This is a genomic window from Streptomyces sp. NPDC057743 (assembly GCF_042798755.1).
Lineage (GTDB): Bacteria > Actinomycetota > Actinomycetes > Streptomycetales > Streptomycetaceae > Streptomyces.
Map to the genome: position 1 here is coordinate 316870 of NZ_JBHVJX010000001.1, position 21062 is coordinate 337931.

Sequence of the window (21062 nt, forward strand, 5' to 3'; positions counted from 1 at the left end):
GGCGTTCAATATGCAGCCTTGGATATGAGCGGTGTGTGACTGTTTCGCTCTCTCCCGTCACGGCCGGTCCTGGCGCAGGCGGTCGCCGGGCTCGCGGCCGCAGTGGCTGGCGCGGTGGCGTCGGTCACGGGGATACCCCCTCGGTGTCGGTGTCGGTGTCGGTGTCGGTGCCTGCGCCCGTGCCTTCGGTTGTCTCGGACGTGACCTGATACGACAGCAGTTGCTGGAACAGGCCCGGTTCGTGGGCGAGTTGCTGGTAGGTGCCCTCCTGTACGACGTGGCCCTCGTCGAGGACCACGATCCGGTCGGCCACGGCCACGTTGGTGATGCGGTGGGTCACCAGCAGCACCACGCGGTCCTGCGCCAGGTCCCGCAGTCGTTGGAAGATGCGGTACTCGGCCCGGGGGTCCAGGTTGGCGGTCGGTTCGTCCAGTACCAACAAGCCTGCCGGGCGGAAGAACGCCCGCCCGAGGGCGATGCGTTGCCACTGGCCGCCGCTGAGCTCCTCCCCGTTGAGCCACTCGCGGGCCAGGAGCGTGTCCAGCCCGGCTCCCAGCTTGTCGACGACCTCGTCGGCACCGGCGGCCGCGCACGCCTCATGCACCGCGACGTCGCCGCGGGGCGAGGGCTGCCCGAGGGTGATGTTCTCCCGGACCGTCAGCGGCCAGTGCGCGTAGTCCTGTGGCACCAGGGCGACTTGCTGCCACAGTGCCTGTGGGTCGGCGTCGCCGGTGGGCACGCCGTCCCACAGCACCTGACCGTCCGTTGGCAAGTACAGGCCGCTGACCAGCTTCGACAGCGTTGACTTGCCCGATCCGTTGAAGCCGACCAGGGCGGTGACCTCGCCCCGGCGCAGGGTGAGCGAGATGTCGGAAAGGGCGTTGCGGCCCTTGCCGGCGTAGCGGTGGGAGACCGCCCTGAGCTCGATCTGCCGTGGCGGTTGGGGCCGGACCGTGCCGCGGCACATGCGGAACCCACCCGCCTTGTCCAGGAAGCCGCTCCAGTCATCCATGTACAGGCCCGTGCGCACGGCTCGTGCACCGATGGCGACCAGTCCGCGGACCGACTGTCCCACCGTCTGGAGGGCGAAGACCGCCGTCCCCGCGTGCCCGACGCTGATGTGTCCGGTCGCCAACAGCCAGACAACTGCCGCCCACACCACGGCCGATCCCAGGCCGCCGCAGAGCGAGCCGGTCAGGGACATGCGGGCGCTCTTGTCGGCCGCGGCCCGGTCCTCGCGGTTGATCCGGGCGACCGTCTGCCGGTACCGGTCGGACAGGAAGGCGGCCATGGTGCCGGCACGGATCTGATCGGCGGCCTCCCGCGTGAAGATGTGCCACCGCAGCACCGACAGCATGCGGGCATCGCCGTTGCTCCGCAGGTTGGCCAAGTACCGCACCCGCGCGGCGCTTACCTGCGCCAGGGCCTGCGGCAGACTGGCTGCCACCAGGAGCGGCAGCAGCGCCCAGTGCACCCCGGCCAGCACGACCGCCCCGGCCAGGAACGACGCCGCCGAGGCGATCAGGTCCTGCCCCTCGTTGATCAGATCCCCGGTGACCTGTGCCCCGCGGTCGGCGGCCTCCCGGTCGCGGTTGAAGTCGGGCTCGTCGTAGGCGGACAGTTCCACCTCCGCGCAGCCGGTGAGCAGCATCTGCTCGGCCTCGCGCGACATCAGTGGGCCGAGCCGGGAGGAGAGCCAGTTGACGGTGATCCCCAACAGCGCGCGCACTCCGGACGCGCCGGCGAGCAGGATCACCGACGGCCAGGCATGCAGCAGCCGTTGGTAGACGTCCCCGCTGGTGAGCAGCGCGGTCAGGGTGCCGCTGATCGCGACCAGTCCCAGGGCCTGCATCACACCGGCCGCCCCCTGGCACAGCAGCAGCCCGACGGTCGCCGCGCGGTCGACCCGCCAGGCGAGCGCCAGCGACCGGCGCACCAACTGCGGTAGCCGTCTGGCCATGTCGCTCATCCGGATGGCGCGACCGGCCGCCTCCCGACTGCCGGTCAGATCCACGTACCGCATCTCCGCCCCCGAACCGCCCGCCACCGCAGCGGTGTTGGGCGAAGCGGCCGCGGGCGGACGGTTGCCAGGCGCCTCGTTGGTGGGGCTCGAAGACGACGAAGTGGTGCGCGGCTTGGGGACGTTGGCGGCGGACGCATCGGTGGGCTCGCTCATGCCGACCACCCCGTATCCGGCAGCGCCAAGCGGAACGCGCCGGCGACACGGTGGGCGCGCGGAGCGGCGATGCCCTGACCCTGGGAGGGCGCGTGCTGATCGGGGGTGGCAGGAAGAGGAGCGGTCACACGAGGGGGGAGCGGGTACACGGCGGCCTCCAGTCGCGGTCGGTGGGGGGTGTCGACCTGCTCAACGAGGGGACCGGGAATTTCGAACTCACGTGTTTCGGACGCGGTGCGAGCCCCGCAAGGAAGCGAAAAGACGTTCGTGCTGGGTGCACCGACCCTTACCGGAAGCGGGTCGCCGTGGGGGCGTTCATGGCCGAAACGCCGGCGTTGGCCGTTCCGGGGCTCGGTGCGGTCGAGGTCTGGGCGGGGTCCGTGTTGCGTGCCAGAGTGGGGGCATGACGGCGGCGGGCGGGGCGCGGGCAGCGGTGGACGAGGTCGAGGCGTTGGCGGCGGATGCCCTGCGGTGGTTGTTGGGGTGCGCGCGGCAGGTCGAGGGCGGCGGACTGGCCTGGGCCGGCACGCCTTCCACGGACGAGCCCGATCCCGCCCTCTACGGCGGCACGGCCGGGATCATCCCCGTACTCCTCGAAGCGCGGCGGCACTTCGACGACGACCGCTACGGTGACGCCGCCCTGCGCGCCGCCCGCAGCGTGTCCGCCGCGGTCGAGGAGTGCGAGAACAGCTCCCTGTACGGCGGACTGGCGGGCCTGGCGTTCGCGCTGCGGGCGGTCGATAACGCACTGGGCGCTCCGGACGCCGCCGGCGCCGCGGATCGGGCGTTGGACTTGGTGCGCGCCCGGTTCGACGGGACGCGCTGGGGTGACTGGTTCGATCTGATCGGCGGCAACGCCGGCATCGGCCTGGGCGCGCTCGCGGCCGGCGACCTCGACCTGGCCGTGCTCGCGGTGGAGCCCTATCTGCGCACGGCCGAACGGAGTTCGGGGAACGCGGGCGGCGTGCAGTGGGAGTCGCGCACCGGGTGGTCCTGGCGGTACCACCACATGTCGCACGGCACGCTCGGCATCGCCTATGCGCTGGTCCGGATCGGCCGGGCCGCCGGCCGCGCCGATCTGATCGAGCTGGCGCGGGCGGGCGTGGCCGGCGTCGTGGCGCGCAACGACGCCGGCCCGGCCGGCTTCCTCGTCCCGCACTCCGACCCACAGCAACGCCACGAGCTCATCGAACGCTACAGCTACGGCTGGTGCCACGGCCCGGCCGGCGACGCCCAGGTCTTCCGGCTGCTCCGGGACGCGCTCGACGAGCCCGCCTGGCAGGGCCTGGCCGACCGCTGCTGGCGCACCCTCACCCACTCCGGCCTGCCACGCCGACTGCGGCCCGGCTTCTGGGACAACAACGGCCGGTGCTGCGGCACCGCCGGCGTCCTGGCGCTGGCCTGCGACCGGATGGCCGAGCAGGGCGACCGCCCGGACTTCGCGCGCCGACTGGTCAGGGACCTCGCCGTCCGCGCGACCCGGGACGCGGACGGCGTCCGATGGTCGAACCTCGCCCCCCGGGCCACCCCGAACTCCCTTGAACCCCACACCGGTTGGGCAATGGGCAACGCCGGCATCGTGCGCGAACTGTTGCGCTTCGTGCGGCTCGGCCGGGGCGGCGACCCGTCGTACGCGGTGCCCTGGCCGGACCAGCCGGCGGTAAGCCAGGCAGGGTGAAACCGGAAGGCCGCGGGACCAGGCGCCGCGGGTGGCCGCCCGACAGGCATGCGTCAGGCGGGCAGGCGGGCGAGCCAGTCGAGCAGGATCTGGTTGAGCTCCTTGGGGCGTTCCTGCTGGATCCAGTGGCCGCAGCCGTCGAGGATGTGCGACGCGACCAGGCCGGGCATCGTGGTGGGGAACGCCTCGATCGCGTCGGCCAGCCAGGTGGTGGAGGCGTCCGAGCCGCCGCCGACGAAGAGCGACGGTTGGGTGATCGGGGCGCCGTCGTAGTCGGCCAGTTCCTCCCAGTCACGGTCCATGTTGCGGTAGCGGTTCAGGGCTCCGGTCAGGCCGGTCCGCTCGAACTCGGCGGCGTAGGCGTCGAGTTCGGCCTCGTCCAGCCAGGACGGCAGACGATCGACCGGGAAGCGGTCGCGCATCCTCCCGCCGGGGCTCACGAAGTGGGGGTCGGGCGCGCCCGGTGCGGGCATGGTGTCGCCGGACAGGGCGGTGTAGAGCCCCGCGAGCCAACCGCGCACATCGGGCTCGATCTCGGACTCGGCGCGGCCCGGCTGCTGGAAGTAGGAGACGTAGAACTCCTCGTCGCCACCGAGCTGTCCGAAGACCTCACTGGGACGCGGTCCGCCGCGCGGGGCGTAGGGCACGCTGAGCAGGCCGACCGCGCGGAACACCTCGGGCCTGACCAGCGCGGAGGCCGCGGCGATGTTGGCACCCCAGTCATGGCCGACGATCACCGCACTCTGCTCGCCCAGGGCCTCCACCACCGCGGCGCTGTCCGCCACCAGATCGAGCATCCGGTACGCGTCCACCGCCGCGGGCCGGGAGGAGCGCCCGTAGCCGCGGACGTCGATGGCCACCGCGCGGTAGCCGGCCGCGGCCAGGGCGGGCAGTTGGTGGCGCCACGAGTACCAGGACTCCGGGAACCCGTGCACGAGGACGACCAACGGCCCGGTGCCCTGCTCCACCAGATGGATCCGGCCGGCGGGAGCGGGCACCAGGCGGTGGGTGAGGTCGGCGGTGGGCGTCTGTGGCATGGGTCCTCCCGAGTGCGGTACGTCCGGCGGCGATCGTCCGGCGGACGGCACCCCGATCGCGAATCTCGTTGCCAATTCGGCAACTTCAGAAACAACCAACGTCCACAACAACCAACGTCAGCAGCAACCCATTCCAACAACGACACAGTGCCCATGCATCACGCCAGCGACGACCGGCCGCGCCCACCGGGCCGCACCCGGCGTGCTTCCCGGTCGGCCGGTGCGTGGTTGACTCTCCCACGATGGGAGAGTCAAAGGTGGGGCGCATGCACGTCGACGACGCGGTGTTGTGGAACATCGGGGAGATCGCGCGGCGGACCGGACTGTCGGTGAAGCTCATCCGGCACTGGTCCGACGTGGGGGTGGTGCCGCCCGCCGGGCGGACCGCCGCCGGGTACCGCGTCTACGACTCCGAGTCGCTGGCCCGCCTGGAACTGGCCCGGACCCTACGGGACCTCGGACTGGGACTGGCGCACATCCGCGACGTTCTCGACCGCGAGCACAGCCTGACGGAGGTGGCCGCGGCCCATGTCGACGCGCTGGAGGCGCAGATCCGCGCGCTGCGCAGGCAGCAGGCGGTGCTGCGCTCCGTCACCCGCCGCACCACCACCGCCGAAGGACTCGCCGTCATGACCCGAGCCGCCCGCCTGTCCGCCGCCGAACGCCGCACGCTCATCGAGGAGTTCGTGACCGAGACGCTCGCCGACCTGGACGTACCGGCCTACCGCCGCGGACTGCTGGCCGCCACCCCGGACCTGCCCGACAACCCCACCGACGCCCAGGTCGATGCCTGGATCGAACTCAGCGAACTGGTCGCGGACCCGGACCTGCGGACCGGAATGCGGCGCATGGCCCGCTACGCCGCCGAGCACGCCCCGGGCGAGCACGACGAGGGCACGCTGCGCGACGCCCGGCGGCTCACCGATGACTGGACGCGCCGGGTGAACACCGCGCTACGGGACGGGATCGCGCCGGACTCGCCCGCGGCCGACCAGGTGGTCGCCGCAATCGTCACCGCCTGGATCCCCACCCAGGCAGGCACCCGCAACGCCGTGCACGGCGACGACGCACACGCCCGCCGGGTGCTGTTGGAGCAACTGGAGGTCGCCTCTCAGCCCAAGGCCGAGCGGTACTGGCAGTTGATATGCACCCTCAACGACTGGCCGGTCCAACCGAGCATGGCGGCGGCCGGCGACTGGCTGAGGACTGCGCTGCGCACCAACCCCGCGCCCGGCGCCCGGGCCGAGGAGCTCGGCGCCCTGTACGACGCCGGTGCCGATGCCTGGCGGCCCGCCGGCGTACTCGACGCGTGCGAACGGACGTTGGGCGCGGTGGCGGAGCTCGTCGGCGCGGTCGGGCCCGACCAGTTGGACCTGCCGACGCCCTGCGCGGACTGGGACGTGCGCGCCCTCCTCGCCCACCTGGTCTGGGAGAACCTGATGTGGGCCGGACTGGCCGACGGCACCCCGCGCTCCGACGCCACCGCCGACCACCTCGGGGAGGACCACCGCGCGGCGTTCCAGGCCGCCGCACGGAGTGCGCTGGCCGCCTTCCGCCGCCCCGGGATGCTCGACCAGCGCTACGGCCCCGCGCCCGGCCGACGGCTCGTCGAGCAACTGGTCATCGAAATGCTGGTGCACGGCTGGGACTTGGCCACGGCCATCGGACACCCGCGGGATCTCGTTCCGGACCTCGCCCGGGCGGCCCTGCCGGTGGTGCGGGAGATCTACGGCGGACTGCCGCGGACGGCGGGCGGGTCCTTCGCCCCGCCCCGACCGGTGGCCGACGGCGCACCCGCCCTCGACCACCTCGCCGGCCACCTCGGCCGCGACGTCAACTGCTGGTGACCCAGCCCCGCTGCACCTCGGTCCCCGCCGGGCAGTACACGTACACCTCACGGAAGTTGGTGAAGGGGCCCGCGTTGTGGAAACTGCCGTCCGAGCAGGCGACGTTGGCGTACCACGTTGCCTGGCCGATCACGCCGCACTGCACGTGGTAGAAGGGCTGGCCGTTGTTGACGCCCAGGTAGGCATTGACACAGTTGAGGGAGCCGGTCGCGGCGGGGGCGGCGGCTGCCTGGGCGGTGCCGGTGCCCGCCGTGAACAGGGCCGCGACGGCGAGGGCGACGGTGGGCAGGAAGGCACGACGCATCGGGGCATCCGTTCTCTGCGGAGGAGTTGGGAGCGACCCTGGCAGGGCGGGCGAGTCGGGACAAGTCAGGTTTCGGGCAAGCCTGTCTGTCTGTCTTTCTGTCTGGCGACCGCAGCGTCCGGACTTCCGGAGCATGCACCAGGTGACGGGCCCCGGGACCCGTCAACCCCGGCTGGCTCGTGGTGCTTCAGTGGGTTCTGCGGCGCAGGCTCCGCACGAAGAGCGGCACCGACAGCAGGAGCAGGGCTCCCTCGACGGCCAGGCTGAGCAGCCCGAGCGGTTCGGTCCAATTACCGATGTCGTCGCGGTAGTTGGGCAGCCCCGGCCCTCTGGAGAGGAGGTAGCCCAGCAGGGGGCCGATGGCGACCCCGGCGGCCAGTAGCCATCCCAGTCGGACGAGGCCGATGAGGAGCACCGCAGCGGAGACCACGGCCGCGATCTCCAGGACGTGGTAGGCGACACCGATGTAGAAGGGGTCCCTCGTCATCGTGATACCGCCTTGGTCCACGACATGGATGACGGCTACTGCCAGGCACAACAGTGCTCCTGCCCACCTGGCCGCCCAGAGTGCTCCCGATGCTGTCGCAGTGTGGTGTGACATGGGGAGGTACCTTCTCCCTCTTCGTCGTGCCCCTCACCCATCGGTTACATCGGCGGTTTGAGTCCCCCGCAGAAACTGCCTCCGTGTTGGGGAGCCTGAGTCATCACGTTGGCACAGAAGTTGTCGCGGAAATCCCTGGTGTGGTCCCACCACATATCCAGGGTGTCGCCCTCGTCGTTGACCTTGACGTTCCGTTTCAACTCGACTCGACGCCCCTCGCTGCTCTGGCAGCCCTTCTCCCACGGGCACGGCGGATGGTCCGCCTTCACGGGGGCATCGGCAGACACGCTTTGTGATGCCGCAACGGCATACTGTTCGACGGGAGCAGCTGTCGAGCCGATCACGGCAACTGCCAGTAGCGCAGCACCACTACCTGCGATGGCGGAAAGAATGCGCCCCAACATGCTTCTCCCTCCTCCAACAGATGCACCCCACTCAAGTAGTTTCACGGAGCTACCGCACCGTCGCATCCCCGTGGAGTTTTTCCCGGTTCGGCCCGGGGCCCCAGCGGCAGTTGACAGTGACGCACCGTTGCGAACGGTGACGGTGGGTTTCCGATCGGTTCTTCCCGCGGTCGCGCGGGCGGTGGCGCGGCCGATGCCGCCACTCGCTCCGGTGATGACGACCGTTTGCCGCATGGGGACTGCTGCCTTTCGTGGGGATGTGGGCAGGCCCAGCCCGGTTGCGCAGATTGGCCGGCTGTGCGTCCACGCGCGTGGTGCCAACTCCCAGACACCCGCGGCAGGTTCGTGGCGGCGGGCGATCGCTCCGCGGCGAGCCGCCGGCTGCCAGTGCCGTCGGACGTGTCCGGCCAGCTCCGGCCCGCACCGAATCGTCCAGTGCCTCGCGGCACGCCACGATGCCGTGCTCACCCGGCGGTTGTGCCGGATGAGCGACCCGGCCTCACAGCGTCCGCCCCACACGAGCCGGCCGGTGCGCGTCACGGGGTAGCTGCCGTCGCCGCACGGCTCAGCGGCCCAGGGCTCGGCGCAGCTCGTCCTTGTTCATCGAGGACCGGCCGTCGATGTGGCGCCTCTTCGCCTCTTCGTACAGTTGGTCCTTCGTCGGGCCCTGGGCGCCGCGGTGCGAGCGCTCGCCTCCGCGTTGCGAGGCGGACTTCGGGTCCTGTGTGGAGACCTTGCTCGCCGTGCGGGATTCGCCGGAGCGGGCCCGCTCCTTGTTCACGGTCCGGGCGGCGATTTCCTTGGCCCGCTCGGCGGATTCGCCGCGTTGCTCGGCGCTTTCCTTGATGTGCTCGTACTGGCGCTCACGCTTCTTGCTGGAACCCGCAGGCATGGGGACCTCCTTTGGACGGGTGGTGCGTGGAGTGACGGGGACGGCGGCGGTCCGCGTCGGCGGACCGGTGTCCTCCGCTGCGCGCGACGCGCGGGCAGTCGCCTCCCGTTTCAGTTCAGCCCGGGCGTCTGGGCGGCGCTACCCGGGGCGGTCCGTGGGGCTGGCGGTGGCGAAGACGGGCGAGGAAGGGCGGGAAGTGGTGGGTCGTGCCGGGCCGTTTCCGTGGTCGGGCCACTCGGCCAGGGCCGCGACGCGCAGCCAGGCGGTCAGCCCGCAGTGGCGAGTGCCCCTAACCACGGCCCGAGAGGTAGTCCCGGACCCTGTCCACCAGGCCCAGGCCCGGGGCGAGCAGCTTGTTCACCGGCGGCGTGGTCGGGGCGGAAGGGTGCGGGCGAGTGGGGGCCGTCTTCTTCGCCTCGCGGACCTTCCTCCCCAGGCTTTCGAGGACGAAGGGATGGACGCCCTCCCGGAGCCGGACGAACAGCTCGTCCTCCTCGTCGCGGGCGTGCGCGGTCACCTCGGTACGCAGCTTCACCATCAGGCGGTCGAAGTCCAGGTCGTCGGGCTCGCGGGCCTCCAACTCCTTCAGGAGCCGTTCGACCCGGTCGTGATCGGCGAGCTCCCGATCGGCCAGGGCGTCTCCGTCCTCCAGGTGTTCCCGCACCGCGGGGTAGAGATGTTGTTCTTCCGCCACCGAGTGCCGCACCAACTCGATCGTGATCTCGTCGGCGAGCTGCCTGCGCTGAGCGCCGCCGGGCGGCGTGTCCTCGAACCGGGAGAACAGTGACGCGACCTCCCGATGGTCGTTGGTCAGCTCCGCGATCACGTCCTCGTGGTGTCCCACGGTCTTCCACCTCCTCGTGGCTGCGCGGCTGTCTTGGCCTGCGCCCCACGCGTTCCCCTGCGCCCCACGCGTTCCCCACCACGCTGAGCCGCTAACAAGCGGGAGCAATTCCAACAGCAGCGCCGCACCCACCCTTCGGCGACATCCCCACTGTCACTCTCGCACCGCGCGCTTCCGCCGTCCTGGCCACCCGCAACCGCACACCGCGCGGAAATGGAACTCGCCCCAGACCGGCAGGCCCCTGGTAGCGAGGGAAGGCCCCGTGGCGCAGACCCGCTCTTGCACGGTGTGCGGCACTGCCCCTAAGAAGCCCCCAAGGACGCGTCGTAACGCATCGGTTACCCAGCGCGGAAACCCCATCTCCCGGAGACCGTTTCGTGAGCATCGACCTACGCCACTTCACCACCACCACCGACGACGTCGACGGCATCGACCGCATCCGCGCGATGCTGCTTGACGTACACGACGACTGTTACGCCGAGCAGCTAGACGACCCGTTCCACACCCGCGAACGCTTCGGCTGGTTTGTGAACACATGGTCCGCCCGCCCGGGATTCGCCTGCGTCGTCGGCTACGACGGCGGCGAACCTGTCGGCTTCGCGTACGGCGCCCCGGCCGTCGAGGGACACGAGTGGTGGCGCGGATTCCTTGACCCGGCACCGACCGACCCGTGGACCTTCGCCCTGTCTGAGCTGATGGTCCGGCCGAAGTGGCGGAAGACCGGCACGGCACAGCGGCTGCATGAAGCGCTGTTGGCGGAGCGTCCGGAAGCCTTGGCTGCGCTCTTGGTCGACGCCAACCACCCGAAGGTGGAGGCCCTGTACGCGTCGTGGGGATACCGGAAGGCCGGAAACCAGCAACCGTTCCCGGACTCCCCGAACTTCACGGTCATGCTTCGCGCACTGACCGTCTGACCGACGTCCACCGCGCCGACCCGTCCTCGAACCTGCCGTACTCACCAGGCAGCGGTCGTTCTTGGCGCCGACAGCCACACCTCGATACTCGGCAACTCCCGCCGGGCGATGCCGAAATCGACTTCGTCACTGACCCGTCGCTCCGACTGGGCCGGCAACTCACCAGTGTGGGAGCCGAGTTGGTCCCACCGCCCCTGTTCCGCTTTCCTGGGTAGGACCGACGCCAACGAGGGGCCCCCACCGGGCAGCCCGGACCCCCGCACGACGAGGTCACCGCAGTCGAGCCTGCGGACTGCGCGACGTGTCGCTGCCAGGCACCGGCTCGGACGCGTCGGTGCCAAGGGCCACGATGCGGTTGCCCTCGTCGACATGTACGACCTTCGGCCGCAACGCACGGGCCTCCGCGTCGTCCACCTGCGCATAGCTGATCAGGATGACCATGTCGCCGGGATGCACCAGGTGCGCGGCGGCTCCGTTGATACCGATGACGCCCGAGTCCCGCTCGCCCTCGATGACGTACGTCTCCAGGCGGGCGCCGTTGTCGATGTCGACGATGTGGACCAGCTCGCCGGGCAGCAGGTCGGCGGCTTCCATCAGCGCGGCGTCGATGGTGACCGACCCGACGTAGTGCAGATCGGCCTCGGTCACGGTGGCCCGGTGGATCTTGGACTTGAACATGGTGCGCAGCACAGCTCACACTCCCGCTGAAGAAGGGTCGCGCCCTCACCACGAGGTGCGCGCCGGAGAGGCCATGCTACGCGGCGACGTCTTCGACGCCCCTGGGGCGGAGCCCTGCCTCCGAACCGTACTGCCGTGGCCCCGGGAGCGGCGGCACGGTGGGTGCCGATTTCCGGCGGGTACCCTGCCTTCGGCAGGATGGGGCCATGGTTGAGATCCGCACCCCCCGCCTCCTGCTCCGTCAATGGCATGACGACGACCTCGTGCCCATGGCCGACATCAACGCGAACCCTCGGGTCATGCGCTGGGTGGACGACGGCTCGGTGCGCGACCTGGAGCACACTGCCGAGGACATCGAGCGAGGGGAGGAGGAGTGGGACGAGGAGGGCTTCGGGCTCTTCGCCGTCGAACTGCTGGCCTCGGGGGAACTGGCCGGCTTCACGGGCCTGTACGTGCCTGAGTTCCTGCCGGAGGTAGGGCCCGCCGTGGCGATCGGCTGGCGGCTGGGCTCACAGTTCTGGGGCCAGGGGTATGCGTCCGAAGCCGCCCAGGCCACGCTGGAGTTCGCGCTCCAGGACCGCGGTCTCGACCGCGTCATCAGCATCAGTCGGGTGGGTGACACCGCCTCCGAGAACGTCATCCGCAAGCTCGGCATGGTGCTGGAGCGCGAGACGGCCCACCCGGAGTACGGCCATCCGCTGCGCGTGCACACCATCGACCTCACCGAGTACCAGGCATGAACCGGCGCACGCACCGCCCGCAGGGGTCGGGGCCGGTAGCCCTCCCGACCCCTGCGGGCGTTGGTGACAGGGGCTGCATGCCTGGGCTGCCCAGACAGCCCCACTGTCCCGGTCCCCTTCACCAGGAAGGCAGGCTCAGTTCAGGCCGGTGAGGAACTCGCTGAAGAGCCGGTTGGCGCTCGCGGATTCGTAGAGGCGCTCGAACTCGGCCCGGGCGAGGCGGCGTTGGAACTCGCCGCGAGAGGAGACGTCTCCCGCGTCGTGCATGAGGTCGGTGAACCAGACGGCGAAAGCCTGGTAGTTCCAGACGTGCTTCAGGCAGGTCGAGGAATACGCCTCCAGCAGGCCCGCGTTCTGCTCCTTGACCTGCTGGAGCACGGCCGTGGCGAAGGCGTCGGCATCATGCAGGGCCAGGTTCATGCCCTTCGCGCTCATGGGGGGCACGATGTGCGCGGCGTCTCCGAGTAGGTACACGCGGCCGACGCCTTCCACGCGGCCGACGCCTTCCACGCGGCCGACGCCCTCCACGCGGCCGTCGACGGTGCACTCCGTCGCGCCCAGGCCGCCGGCGCCGCACGCCCCGAGGTCACCGGCGACGACATCTCCCTCCTCCTGCGCGCCCTCGTGCACGCCACGAACCTCGCCGACGGCGAAGCGCTCGACCGGGCCGTAGATATCGTCCTCGACGGCCTCGGCGTGCCCCGCTGACACCGGCGACCTGCCGCCCACCCAAGCCGAGCGCCGGTGAACGGGCCGGTCCTCCCCCCCCGGAGGCCGCCGGACGCGCCGGCTACCCGTGAGAGGTGGCTCCCGAAGGGCGCCGGACGATGTTCAAGTGCTCCGCGTGCCAGCCGTTCTCGTCCTCCACGGGTACATAGGTCACCCGCAGCCCCTCGACCACGAAGGTCCCGTCCTCGATGGCCTGGCGGTCCACCCGCACTTCACGACCGTCGTCCCCATCGATGTAGCCGGTGCCCCGGACCTGGTTGTACCACCGGACCACACCGCTGACCCTGTCGGCCATCTATCGCCTCCAACTTAGCTACTTGCGCAAGCCGTTGATTGTTGCACGTTGGGAAGTCCCGCTCCCATGCGGCCTGCCTGGTGAAGTCGCAGGGCCGTGGCCTGGCCTGGACCTACTCCGAGGGCTCGCGCAGGCGCACGGCGAGGGCGGCGATGTCGTCGTTCAGGCGCCCCCTGTTGTAGCGGAGCAGGTCGCGGTGAAGGGCCGCGAGCAGCTCGTGGGGCGAGGACAGGGGTTGTTGGCGCATCCAGGCCGCCAGTGGGAAGAACCCGCCGTCGCGGGCGCGGGCCTCCGAGACCCCGTCGGTGTAGAGAAGCAGCAGGTCACCGACGGCGAAGTCGAAGGCGTCGATGGTGTAGTGATCGCCGATCAGTTCCGCGAGGTTGAGTGGCGGGGAGGGGCTGGTGGGTTCGAGGGGGCAAAGTTCCCCATCGTTCAGGAGCAGCGGTGGTGGGTGTCCGCAGTTGAGGATCTCGATACGCCCGCCTTCGTGCGGGATCTGGACGAGGAGGGCGGTGGCGAAGCGCTCCACCGGCCCGTCGAGGGGAAAGGCGACGCTGTAGCGGGTGCTGCTGGCGTCCAGCCGGCGCGCGACGCTGACCATGTCGGCCTCGCTGTAGGCCGCTTCCCGGAACGAGTTGACGATCGCCGCGGCCGCTCCCACTGCCGGCAGCCCCTTGCCGCGCACATCGCCGATGAGCAGCCTGACCCCGTATCGCGTGTCGGCAACCTCGTAGAAGTCCCCGCCGATACGGGCCTCCGCAGCGGCCGCGAGATACAGCGACTCGATCTCGATGCTCCCGATGCGGCGGGGCATCGGGCTCAGCACCACCTGCTGTGCTGCGTCGGCGACGAGCCGTACGTGAAAGAGGGTCCGCTCGCGTTGGAGTCGGACGTGGCTTCCGTACGCGGCCGCCACGGTGACCGCGATGATTCCCGAGGCCGTCCACCATGTTCCCAGGTCGGGGAAGACGATGCTGAGGCCGATCATGAGAAGCAGGCAGACCGTCCCGAGCAGGACGGTGGGGAGCACCGGCCACATGGCGGCGGCGAGGGCCGGTGCTGCGGGCAGGAGGCGGCTGAAGGCCGTCTCCGGGGGAGTGGTGTATGCCAGGCCGGCGATGACGCAGGTCAGGACGACCGGCGAGAGCCGCACAAGCCTCCACCGGTCGTATTGAAGGAGCCGCGGTCGTTCAGACTCGTTCACATTTCGCAGGATATCTATACAAAGGGGGCAAAGCGCCCTGGTGGGTCGGAGTCGGCTGTCTGTTGTTGCCCGTCGGTCGTGGCGCGCCGCGCTGGCGGGGTGGCGGGCGAGGTGTCGGAGGACTCGGTGGCCGGGCCAGGCCGGCCTGCGGGCGCTGCCGATGTCGGGAGGGGCCCGGCGCGGTTCCTCGTCGGGGCTGCCCATCGCCCGGCGTGCGTCGCACAACACCCTTCCAGGAGCCGGTCGTTCACGGCCACGGTCAGGAGCGGCCTGCCTTCGGAGCAACGCTGAGTGCCGATGGTCGGTGGGATGATGTACCGGTGACCACCCTCCCGTCCCCGTCTCTGTCCCCGTCCCCGTCGCCCCGCGACCGCACCCTCGGACGTGGCGTCAACGCGCTCATTCCGCAGGCCGAAAGCGGCGCCGTGCCGGCCGCGGAGCAGGCCGCGGCCGTGCTGACAGCACTGGAGACGGTGCCGGTGCAGGCCGGCCTGCTGCAGGCGGCCGTGGTGCTGCTGGAAGAGCGTGCCCAGGTAAGCGAGGACGAGGTGGAGCGAGCGGCCGCCGGCACCACGGCAGCACTGCTGCGCCGTGCACTCGATGGCCGCTAGGTCCTGTCGTCAAACTCCCGTCGTTCGCCCGGAGGGCGGGCCGGGCGGTGGTCGGTGCGTGCTCTCGGCGTGCCGGGCGGCGGCCCCTGTACTGGACGTACTGGGGTCGTCGCCCGGTGCGGCGAGAGTGCGGGCCGGGCGCCGCACGGCAGACGGGAGTTTGACGACAGGACCTAGCGGGGCCACCTGCTCACCGCCGTGCCCACAGGCACCGAATCAGCCCTCGCCGCCGTCCTTATCCTCATCCTCATCCTCACCCTCGTCCTCGTACTGGATGTTGCCGTCCTCGTCGAGCGGGAGGTGAATGCGGCTGGGCGGCTGTTGGTTGACATCGGACGGGCGCGGTCCTTCGGGGCCGTCCGGCCCCCAGCGCACCAGGCGTCGGACGCGGCCGATCCGGTAGACGGTGCCCAGGACCTCCAGCTGGTTGACCCGGCCGGCGCGTAGCTGGTCGGCGGCCTCGGCGTAGGCGGCCAACTCCCCGTCCCCGGCTTCAGGGTCCTCGGCGACCTGGCTACGGGCGTCGACAGTGTGGTCGGCTTCCATGGGGATCAGGCCGCGCCCGCGCGGTTCCCACCACGTCAGGGAGAAGTCCAGCGTCTTCCGGGCATCATGCGCACTGACGTGGAGGCCGCTGCCCGACTTCCACTCCGTCCCGGTCCGCTCCACGATTTTGAACGTCGCGGGGAGCAGCAGGATGTCAGGGTGGGTGGTCACGGCCCGATGCGAGTCGAGTAGCACGTCGTCGGGGTATTGAGAGCCTACGTAGGCCATGCCGCGCAGCGTCAGCCGCTCCGCGGCTTGGGCGGGGGTGACCGGCGCATCCGGATCCAGCACGAAACCCTCATCGAACTTCCCGTCCCGGGAGCCACGGTCCCAGTTCGGAGAGACGGGCTCCGGGTCGGTGGGGCGCGGCCGCTCGATGCCGTCCGGGCCCATGCCGACGTACTCCTCGGCGCGGACGATCCGGTAGCGGGTGCCAAGCACGGTGAGTTCGTCGACGGGCTCGCTCTCCAGCCGGGCGATCGCCGCCAGTAGGGCACGACGCTCCGCTCTGTCCTGGGCCTCGTCCTTCGCACGGAACCACAGCAGCGAATTCAGGCTGTCACGGGCCATCTGCGGACAGCCTGTTGCTACCGAAACCACCAGCCGCCACCGCGGCTTGTCGTCCGCATCCTGCGCGGCCACGCCGAACAGCGGGCCGCGGACCGCCACATCGCCGGCCAGAACCGCGGCGTCAACTGCGTCGGCCTCCACGGCGGCCTCGACCGGTTCCACCGGAACCCGCACCACCATCGGTCGCACCCCGCCCGGCCTCACATCCCCATGGTCCATGCCCTCATCCTGCCGACCACGGAATGCTCCTGACGGAGATTCGCCCACATTCCTGCATTCCACTCCTGGGAACCGCGCCGCAGGTGTATAGGGCGGGGTCGGCACCAGCGCCGCGCAGGAGCACCGGCTGCTTCGGAGCTTTGACGCCGGTTCCCGCGTTCCGGCGGTAGCAACCCAACATCGGCCTCGAAGCTGCCAGTTGACCGGCGATCCGACGCAGACGGCCCGACGGGGGTGGTCGGCCCGGTCGCGGAGCGCCGGCCCGATGCGACGTTGAACGCAGTGAAGGCCCGGTGGATACCACCGGGCCTTCACACTTGAGTAGCGGGGACAGGATTTGAACCTGCGACCTCTGGGTTATGAGCCCAGCGAGCTACCGAGCTGCTCCACCCCGCGTCGACACGATGAACTGTACGGCACTGAGCGGGATCAATCGAATCGGCGTCGTTGGCGGCGTGACCAGCAGGGGCCGGGATGGCGTGGCGACCTCCAAGTAGTCGCCCGGGGTGGGATTGGCCAGTGTGGTGAGCGCGGCGAGCGAAGTGCCTGAGGTGTCGTGCGGTTCCTGCCCCCTGTAAAGCGAGCTTGACATGCGTCGAGGGGTGACAAGTACGCTTTACACGTGCGGAACAGCGTCAGGAAACTGCGGTCGTTGCGGGGGCTTTCCCAGGGGCAGCTAGGTACGGCCCTAGGGGTCTCGCGGCAGACGATCAATGCCATCGAGACCGAGCGGTACACGCCTTCCCTGCCGCTCGCTCTGTCCATGGCCAAGTTCTTCGAGGTCAGCGTTGAGGAGATGTTTCATGTCGAGGAGCGCCCAGCAGATGAGCAGTAACGCGGCCAGGCGGTCCGTCCCCGGCTTCTTCCTTGCCGTCGGAGGCGCCTGCCTCGTGGCCGCGGCTTTCGGCGGCCACCTCGCTCGCGGCCTGGTGGTGTTCGGGATCCTGGCGGTCTGCAGCCTTGCCTTGGTGCTGCTGGGGCGCCGGAGCGAGACCTATCAGGGCGTCACGGAGAAGGAGCCCGACGAGCGCTTCGCCCGGATCGGAGGGTGGGCGTGGGCCGGCACGGGCATCGTGCTGACCGTGGGGAATCTGTGTGCCTTTGTTGGTGAGTTGGCGTCCGGGCGGAGCGGCGACCCGTACTTCTGGTTCGTGGCCACCGCGGCTCTCTCTTACATAGGGCTGGTCGCCTTCTTGTCTCGGCGTACCTGAGAAGCCGTCGCCTCGAACGGCTCGCCACCGCACACGTCCGAGCCGGCAGTGCGACCTACCTGGTCACCCAAGGCCCGATCGGTGCCGGGCGAGCCCGAGCGGGTGTGGGTGATGACCCCGCAGGCCGGGCGAGTTGGCGGGCGGCTACCCCGCTTTGACCGCGTGGGCCGCAGGTGCCGGCTCGGTACGTGGCGGCGGGCGGTATCAATGGAGAGGTCACAGCCGCGCTGTGGGACGGGTTTCCAGCTGGGCCTTGGCGTACCGGGCCGTGTCGTACAACCCGGTCAGCAGGTGTCCACCGAGCCGGGTGGCGATGCCGCCGGGGAGGCTCAGGACGTTGGAGAGGCAGGGCAGCGACGCCACGAGGCCGTCCGGTGACTGTGGTTGGGGGGAACGGGGTTGGGGGATCGAGCCGGTGACACCGCCGAATCTGCGCTGTCGCTGGGCGTAGAGGGCAAGAGCCTGTCGGAAGTGTTCGGCGCGGAAGTCGGGCCAGAGCACCTCGGGGAAGGCGAACTCGGCGTAGGCGCACCGCCACAGCGCGAAGTTGGACAACCGGTGTTCGCCGGAGGTGCGGATGACGAGGTCCACGTCCGGCATGTCGGGTTTCGGTAGATGCTGGCCGAAACTCTCCTCCGTCACCTCCTCGGCCGGGACCTGTTCCTCGATCAGGTTGCGCGCCGCGCGCACGATCTCACTGCGGCCGCCGTGGTTCACCGCCACCGTGAGCGTCATCTTGTCGTTGTCCTGCGTCAGTTGCTGGGCGTACTGGAGCTCTTGGCGCAGGCCGTCGGAGATCCGGGAGGACGGCTCGCCCAGGCAACGGAACCGGATGCCGGCGCGGTGCCACTCGTGGACCTTGTTGCGCAGGAACTGGTAGCCGATGTCCATGAGGGAGGAGACCTCCTCTTGCGGGCGTGACCAGTTCTCGGTGGAGAACGCGAACAGGGTCAGCCAGGCGACCTCTTCTTCCAGGGCCGCTTTGATCACGGCGTCGATGGCGCTCTCGGCGGCCTTGTGTCCGAGTGTTCTCGGCAACCCCCGTTGCTGTGCCCAACGACCGTTGCCGTCCATGATGCACGCGACGTGCCGTGCCGCGGTGTCTGTCCTCATCCATCCTCCTCATGTGCGTTGCATGTGTTTGCACTGGTTTGGATAGGTGTTACCCGGGTGGGGGCGGCGTCATCCGCCAGTTCAAGCCATGGAGGGAGACCGTCAACAATGGTGCTCTGGAGTCGCACTCTGCATGCCGGCGGCATTGACGTCGAAGCGTTGCGCGCGGACTACACCACAGCGGCGCACTATGTGGCCCGCGTGGAACCGCTCTCCTACCCAGGGGTGCGCACGATCTTGCCGCCAGCCTGGCAACCCCACGTCCTCGCCGCTATCGCCTTCGCGAAACACACCGACGACCTGGCCGACCTCCCCCCGGCCCATAGCCACAGCGGCCGCTTCCACGCCTGGGCCGAAGCGGTCGCGAACGCGCTGACGAACGGATCCTCCCCCCACGTACTGGTGCGGGCCTTCCTGCACACTGTCGCGGTCAACGGCGTTCCGCATGCTCACGTTCGCGACTACCTCGTGGGGCAGGCGGAGGTCCTCTCCTTCGCGGGGTACCCCACCAACGAGGACTACTACCGCTGCCTCGACGGTGCCGCCGTGACCTACCTCAACCTCGTCTGCAGTGCCCGCAGTCACGGCGCCTCGAACCGAATTGACCACACCCTGTTGCGGCTCGTGGCCGACGCGGGCCAACGCGTGGACGACCTCGCCGATTTCGCCGCGGACCTGCGCCACGGTCAACTGCGCTTCCCACAAACCATGTTGACGCGCTTTGGTGTCACCCGCACCGACCTGGAATCCGGACAACAGACCCCGGCCGTACGCGCCTTCGTCGCCCACGCCTGCCAACAGGCCCGCACCGCGATGAACATCGCCCAGGACGCGCTGCGCCACGCCGGGGCGGAGGAACAACTCCTGCTCCGCCCACCGTTGATCGCCAAACAGCACCTGCTCGGCGGCATCGAACGACAGGGCGCGGACATCGTCCGACGCACCGTCGCCCTCAACATCCTGCCGTCCCCGGCCGAGCTCCTCGACGGGACGCTGCGCACGCTCCGCGCCCGCATGCGCGTGGCCACCGCGCCCGCCCGCCCGTAGCGGCGCTCGCGGAACGTCTCACGATGCCGACAGCGGCAAGTGCGCAGGGTTGGCGAGCTATTCGTCCTTGAGGTCCTGGAGGGTGTGATCGACGCACACCGCCAGGATCACCAGCAACGTGTCGTCCTGCGGGCCCATCACGTCGACGGCGTACGCGTCCCGAATGCTGAACCAGCGCCGGGAGATGTGCGCCAGGGTGGTGCCGTCGTGCTGGATGTCGAACTCCCGGTCCCAGAAGTTCCCGACTATCCGCAGCCGCCGCCCGTCTCGCAGGCTGACCTTGAACCGGTCCCCGAAGAGACTGAACGTCCGCTTGCTGATCCAGCCCACCACCTCATCGTTCTGTTTGATCAGGATGGTGTGGTGGAAGGTGAGGGCCTTCTTGACGATGCTGGCGATCTGGTTGCCCTGGGTGTCCACGAAGTCGAAGGTGGTCCGCAGGCGCAGCAGCTTCCGGTTGACCTTGTACAGCTTCTCCCGGTGCTCGGTTTCGATCCAGGCTTCCTCATGGAAGGCCAGCATGCGATCGCGTACCAGGTAGCGCATGGAAATTCCCCGTCCAGATCGTTCGTGTCAGGCCAGCCGGCGGCCCCGTGCTGGCCCGAGCGTAGCGAGGATCCGAACCCAACGATGACGCCACCCCACCCGGGGGAACATGCAAGGTAGATGGCCTTCCGTCGGCGCCTTCTGCACCTCCTTGTGCCGCAGTTGCGGCGGCTTGCGCGGCAAGTAGTTGCTACGTCGCAAGTGGGGCTTTACCGTCCTGTATTCCGCATTCCGCATTCCGCGGCGGCAGGTCCAGGGCAAGGCTGTAGCCCCTACCGGGCGGGGCCGGTAAGGGGCTTATGTGTCGATGGCTGGAAACAGTCAGTCCTGAGTGTTGTTGTCGGGGTCGGGGATCTTGTGTGTCGGCGTCACGCGTTGGTGGGCGCCAAGGCCGAGCCATACGGATGCGATGGCGACCCCGGCACCGATCACGGTTTCGTTGACAGCCATGTCGGCCAGGGCGGGTACGAGGGTCCCGATGAGGGACAGGACAGCGACGGTGATCGAGCGAACCATCACCGGGTTGTTGCGGAGGAAATCGCGCATGTCGGCTCCGTGAGTGTCGACTCCACCAGTGTCGACCCCATAAGTGGGGCCAGGAAAGGGCGCGTTGGAGTTCGGCGGCTGCCGTGCCGAGCGCAGTGAACAAGGCCAGGGACGGGGCGTGCTTTCCGGCGCTCCAGCGCACGGAGGCCCTCTGCGTGGTTGGTGAGGGTGCCGCGCACGCTTGCGGAGTTCTGGACGACGGGGCGCACGTCGTCACGGAGACTGACGCGGGGTCGGGATAACCGTCAACTCCGTTGATTCTTAGGAGGAGTTGACGCGCAAAAAGGTGACCGAGGGGTGCTCCCCG

23 protein-coding genes, 1 tRNA gene and 1 pseudogene are annotated in these 21062 nt (G+C 69.8%); 9 read left to right on the forward strand and 16 right to left on the reverse strand.

All coding sequences use genetic code 11. The features are described from left to right. Positions 1–124 precede the first annotated feature (124 nt). Complete coding sequence (locus ACFVFQ_RS01435) at positions 125–2023, reverse strand: ABC transporter ATP-binding protein (protein ID WP_383407009.1); 1899 nt, start codon at positions 2021–2023, stop codon at positions 125–127. A gap of 556 nt (positions 2024–2579) precedes the next feature. Between ACFVFQ_RS01435 and ACFVFQ_RS01440 the strand changes: the two genes are divergently transcribed. Further along, the gene (locus ACFVFQ_RS01440; protein ID WP_383406628.1) at positions 2580–3854 is read left to right on the forward strand and encodes a lanthionine synthetase LanC family protein; all 1275 of its coding nucleotides are present in this window, start codon (positions 2580–2582) and stop codon (positions 3852–3854) included. Between the two features lie 53 nt (positions 3855–3907). Here ACFVFQ_RS01440 and ACFVFQ_RS01445 read toward each other — a convergent pair whose 3' ends face one another. Further along, positions 3908–4891: an alpha/beta fold hydrolase gene (locus ACFVFQ_RS01445; protein WP_383406631.1), complete on the reverse strand. Its 984-nt coding sequence runs from the start codon at positions 4889–4891 to the stop codon at positions 3908–3910. A 266-nt stretch (positions 4892–5157) separates the two neighbouring features. Between ACFVFQ_RS01445 and ACFVFQ_RS01450 the strand changes: the two genes are divergently transcribed. Beyond that, positions 5158–6738, forward strand: coding sequence for a TIGR03086 family metal-binding protein (locus ACFVFQ_RS01450; protein WP_383406634.1), 1581 nt, complete (start codon positions 5158–5160; stop codon positions 6736–6738). Here the strand turns inward: ACFVFQ_RS01450 and ACFVFQ_RS01455 are convergent. From ACFVFQ_RS01455 to ACFVFQ_RS01475, 5 genes are all read right to left on the reverse strand, one after another. Next, complete coding sequence (locus tag ACFVFQ_RS01455; protein ID WP_383406637.1) at positions 6725–7042, reverse strand: hypothetical protein; 318 nt, start codon at positions 7040–7042, stop codon at positions 6725–6727. The genes ACFVFQ_RS01450 and ACFVFQ_RS01455 overlap by 14 nt on opposite strands. A gap of 187 nt (positions 7043–7229) precedes the next feature. Next, the gene (locus ACFVFQ_RS01460) at positions 7230–7529 is read right to left on the reverse strand and encodes a hypothetical protein (protein WP_383406640.1); all 300 of its coding nucleotides are present in this window, start codon (positions 7527–7529) and stop codon (positions 7230–7232) included. A gap of 158 nt (positions 7530–7687) precedes the next feature. Continuing rightward, positions 7688–8047, reverse strand: a complete 360-nt coding sequence (locus ACFVFQ_RS01465; protein WP_383406643.1) for a hypothetical protein — start codon at positions 8045–8047, stop codon at positions 7688–7690. A gap of 565 nt (positions 8048–8612) precedes the next feature. Further along, on the reverse strand, positions 8613–8939 hold the full coding sequence (locus ACFVFQ_RS01470) for a plasmid stabilization protein (protein WP_383406646.1): 327 nt from the start codon (positions 8937–8939) through the stop codon (positions 8613–8615). Positions 8940–9228: 289 nt separating this feature from the next. Beyond that, positions 9229–9783, reverse strand: a complete 555-nt coding sequence (locus ACFVFQ_RS01475; protein ID WP_383406649.1) for a hemerythrin domain-containing protein — start codon at positions 9781–9783, stop codon at positions 9229–9231. A gap of 377 nt (positions 9784–10160) precedes the next feature. Here ACFVFQ_RS01475 and ACFVFQ_RS01480 point away from each other — a divergent pair, with 377 nt between their 5' ends. Then, positions 10161–10697: a GNAT family N-acetyltransferase gene (locus tag ACFVFQ_RS01480; RefSeq protein WP_383406652.1), complete on the forward strand. Its 537-nt coding sequence runs from the start codon at positions 10161–10163 to the stop codon at positions 10695–10697. 270 nt (positions 10698–10967) lie between these two features. Here ACFVFQ_RS01480 and panD read toward each other — a convergent pair whose 3' ends face one another. Next, entirely contained in the window at positions 10968–11387 is a 420-nt protein-coding gene (panD, locus tag ACFVFQ_RS01485) for an aspartate 1-decarboxylase (protein WP_383406655.1), read from the reverse strand. 194 nt (positions 11388–11581) lie between these two features. Here panD and ACFVFQ_RS01490 point away from each other — a divergent pair, with 194 nt between their 5' ends. Further along, positions 11582–12115, forward strand: coding sequence for a GNAT family N-acetyltransferase (locus ACFVFQ_RS01490; RefSeq protein WP_383406658.1), 534 nt, complete (start codon positions 11582–11584; stop codon positions 12113–12115). Between the two features lie 135 nt (positions 12116–12250). On the opposite strand, the gene ACFVFQ_RS01495 is transcribed toward ACFVFQ_RS01490, so the two are convergent. After that, entirely contained in the window at positions 12251–12745 is a 495-nt protein-coding gene (locus ACFVFQ_RS01495) for an FAD-dependent monooxygenase (protein WP_383407012.1), read from the reverse strand. Here ACFVFQ_RS01495 and ACFVFQ_RS01500 point away from each other — a divergent pair. Next, a pseudogene (locus ACFVFQ_RS01500) lies at positions 12674–12823 on the forward strand (TetR/AcrR family transcriptional regulator); the annotation flags it as partial. The gene ACFVFQ_RS01495 and the pseudogene ACFVFQ_RS01500 overlap by 72 nt on opposite strands. An 82-nt stretch (positions 12824–12905) precedes the next feature. Here ACFVFQ_RS01500 and ACFVFQ_RS01505 read toward each other — a convergent pair. Together ACFVFQ_RS01505 and ACFVFQ_RS01510 are read right to left on the reverse strand one after the other, a co-directional pair. After that, positions 12906–13139 carry a hypothetical protein gene (locus ACFVFQ_RS01505; protein ID WP_383406661.1) on the reverse strand — a complete coding sequence of 78 codons (234 nt, stop codon included), beginning with the start codon at positions 13137–13139 and terminating at the stop codon, positions 12906–12908. Between the two features lie 112 nt (positions 13140–13251). Beyond that, positions 13252–14346 carry a PP2C family protein-serine/threonine phosphatase gene (locus tag ACFVFQ_RS01510; protein ID WP_383406664.1) on the reverse strand — a complete coding sequence of 365 codons (1095 nt, stop codon included), beginning with the start codon at positions 14344–14346 and terminating at the stop codon, positions 13252–13254. A gap of 320 nt (positions 14347–14666) precedes the next feature. Here ACFVFQ_RS01510 and ACFVFQ_RS01515 point away from each other — a divergent pair, with 320 nt between their 5' ends. Next, entirely contained in the window at positions 14667–14957 is a 291-nt protein-coding gene (locus ACFVFQ_RS01515) for a hypothetical protein (protein WP_383406667.1), read from the forward strand. Positions 14958–15173: 216 nt separating this feature from the next. Here the strand turns inward: ACFVFQ_RS01515 and ACFVFQ_RS01520 are convergent, their stop codons facing one another. Then, positions 15174–16292: a DUF5954 family protein gene (locus ACFVFQ_RS01520; RefSeq protein WP_383406670.1), complete on the reverse strand. Its 1119-nt coding sequence runs from the start codon at positions 16290–16292 to the stop codon at positions 15174–15176. Between the two features lie 322 nt (positions 16293–16614). Beyond that, positions 16615–16688: transfer RNA gene (locus ACFVFQ_RS01525), tRNA-Met, on the reverse strand. 226 nt (positions 16689–16914) lie between these two features. Here ACFVFQ_RS01525 and ACFVFQ_RS01530 point away from each other — a divergent pair. Beyond that, on the forward strand, positions 16915–17127 hold the full coding sequence (locus tag ACFVFQ_RS01530; RefSeq protein WP_383406673.1) for a helix-turn-helix transcriptional regulator: 213 nt from the start codon (positions 16915–16917) through the stop codon (positions 17125–17127). After that, a complete protein-coding gene (locus tag ACFVFQ_RS01535; protein ID WP_383406676.1) occupies positions 17117–17503 on the forward strand; it encodes a hypothetical protein in 387 nt (128 codons plus the stop codon). The genes ACFVFQ_RS01530 and ACFVFQ_RS01535 overlap by 11 nt, the downstream gene beginning before the upstream one ends. A gap of 216 nt (positions 17504–17719) precedes the next feature. On the opposite strand, the gene uppS is transcribed toward ACFVFQ_RS01535, so the two are convergent. Further along, positions 17720–18616, reverse strand: coding sequence for a polyprenyl diphosphate synthase (gene uppS / locus ACFVFQ_RS01540; RefSeq protein WP_383406679.1), 897 nt, complete (start codon positions 18614–18616; stop codon positions 17720–17722). A gap of 108 nt (positions 18617–18724) precedes the next feature. On the opposite strand from uppS, the gene ACFVFQ_RS01545 reads away from it, so the two are divergent. Continuing rightward, on the forward strand, positions 18725–19663 hold the full coding sequence (locus ACFVFQ_RS01545) for a phytoene/squalene synthase family protein (RefSeq protein ID WP_383406682.1): 939 nt from the start codon (positions 18725–18727) through the stop codon (positions 19661–19663). Positions 19664–19720: 57 nt separating this feature from the next. Here the strand turns inward: ACFVFQ_RS01545 and ACFVFQ_RS01550 are convergent, their stop codons facing one another. Continuing rightward, on the reverse strand, positions 19721–20209 hold the full coding sequence (locus ACFVFQ_RS01550) for an LURP-one-related/scramblase family protein (protein WP_383406685.1): 489 nt from the start codon (positions 20207–20209) through the stop codon (positions 19721–19723). Between the two features lie 321 nt (positions 20210–20530). Beyond that, positions 20531–20755 carry a hypothetical protein gene (locus tag ACFVFQ_RS01555; protein ID WP_383406688.1) on the reverse strand — a complete coding sequence of 75 codons (225 nt, stop codon included), beginning with the start codon at positions 20753–20755 and terminating at the stop codon, positions 20531–20533. Positions 20756–21062: the final 307 nt, after the last annotated feature.

What these genes read in the sequence shown, in the direction of transcription:
- ACFVFQ_RS01435 (WP_383407009.1), bottom strand. Translation starts at nt 2,023, where the DNA reads ATGCGGTACGTGGATCTGACCGGCAGTCGGGAGGCGGCCGGTCGCGCC.
- ACFVFQ_RS01440 (WP_383406628.1), top strand. Translation starts at nt 2,580, where the DNA reads ATGACGGCGGCGGGCGGGGCGCGGGCAGCGGTGGACGAGGTCGAGGCG.
- ACFVFQ_RS01445 (WP_383406631.1), bottom strand. Translation starts at nt 4,891, where the DNA reads ATGCCACAGACGCCCACCGCCGACCTCACCCACCGCCTGGTGCCCGCT.
- ACFVFQ_RS01450 (WP_383406634.1), top strand. Translation starts at nt 5,158, where the DNA reads ATGCACGTCGACGACGCGGTGTTGTGGAACATCGGGGAGATCGCGCGG.
- ACFVFQ_RS01455 (WP_383406637.1), bottom strand. Translation starts at nt 7,042, where the DNA reads ATGCGTCGTGCCTTCCTGCCCACCGTCGCCCTCGCCGTCGCGGCCCTG.
- ACFVFQ_RS01460 (WP_383406640.1), bottom strand. Translation starts at nt 7,529, where the DNA reads ATGACGAGGGACCCCTTCTACATCGGTGTCGCCTACCACGTCCTGGAG.
- ACFVFQ_RS01465 (WP_383406643.1), bottom strand. Translation starts at nt 8,047, where the DNA reads ATGTTGGGGCGCATTCTTTCCGCCATCGCAGGTAGTGGTGCTGCGCTA.
- ACFVFQ_RS01470 (WP_383406646.1), bottom strand. Translation starts at nt 8,939, where the DNA reads ATGCCTGCGGGTTCCAGCAAGAAGCGTGAGCGCCAGTACGAGCACATC.
- ACFVFQ_RS01490 (WP_383406658.1), top strand. Translation starts at nt 11,582, where the DNA reads ATGGTTGAGATCCGCACCCCCCGCCTCCTGCTCCGTCAATGGCATGAC.
- ACFVFQ_RS01505 (WP_383406661.1), bottom strand. Translation starts at nt 13,139, where the DNA reads ATGGCCGACAGGGTCAGCGGTGTGGTCCGGTGGTACAACCAGGTCCGG.
- ACFVFQ_RS01520 (WP_383406670.1), bottom strand. Translation starts at nt 16,292, where the DNA reads ATGGACCATGGGGATGTGAGGCCGGGCGGGGTGCGACCGATGGTGGTG.
- ACFVFQ_RS01535 (WP_383406676.1), top strand. Translation starts at nt 17,117, where the DNA reads ATGAGCAGTAACGCGGCCAGGCGGTCCGTCCCCGGCTTCTTCCTTGCC.
- uppS (WP_383406679.1), bottom strand. Translation starts at nt 18,616, where the DNA reads ATGAGGACAGACACCGCGGCACGGCACGTCGCGTGCATCATGGACGGC.
- ACFVFQ_RS01545 (WP_383406682.1), top strand. Translation starts at nt 18,725, where the DNA reads ATGGTGCTCTGGAGTCGCACTCTGCATGCCGGCGGCATTGACGTCGAA.
- ACFVFQ_RS01550 (WP_383406685.1), bottom strand. Translation starts at nt 20,209, where the DNA reads ATGCGCTACCTGGTACGCGATCGCATGCTGGCCTTCCATGAGGAAGCC.
- ACFVFQ_RS01555 (WP_383406688.1), bottom strand. Translation starts at nt 20,755, where the DNA reads ATGCGCGATTTCCTCCGCAACAACCCGGTGATGGTTCGCTCGATCACC.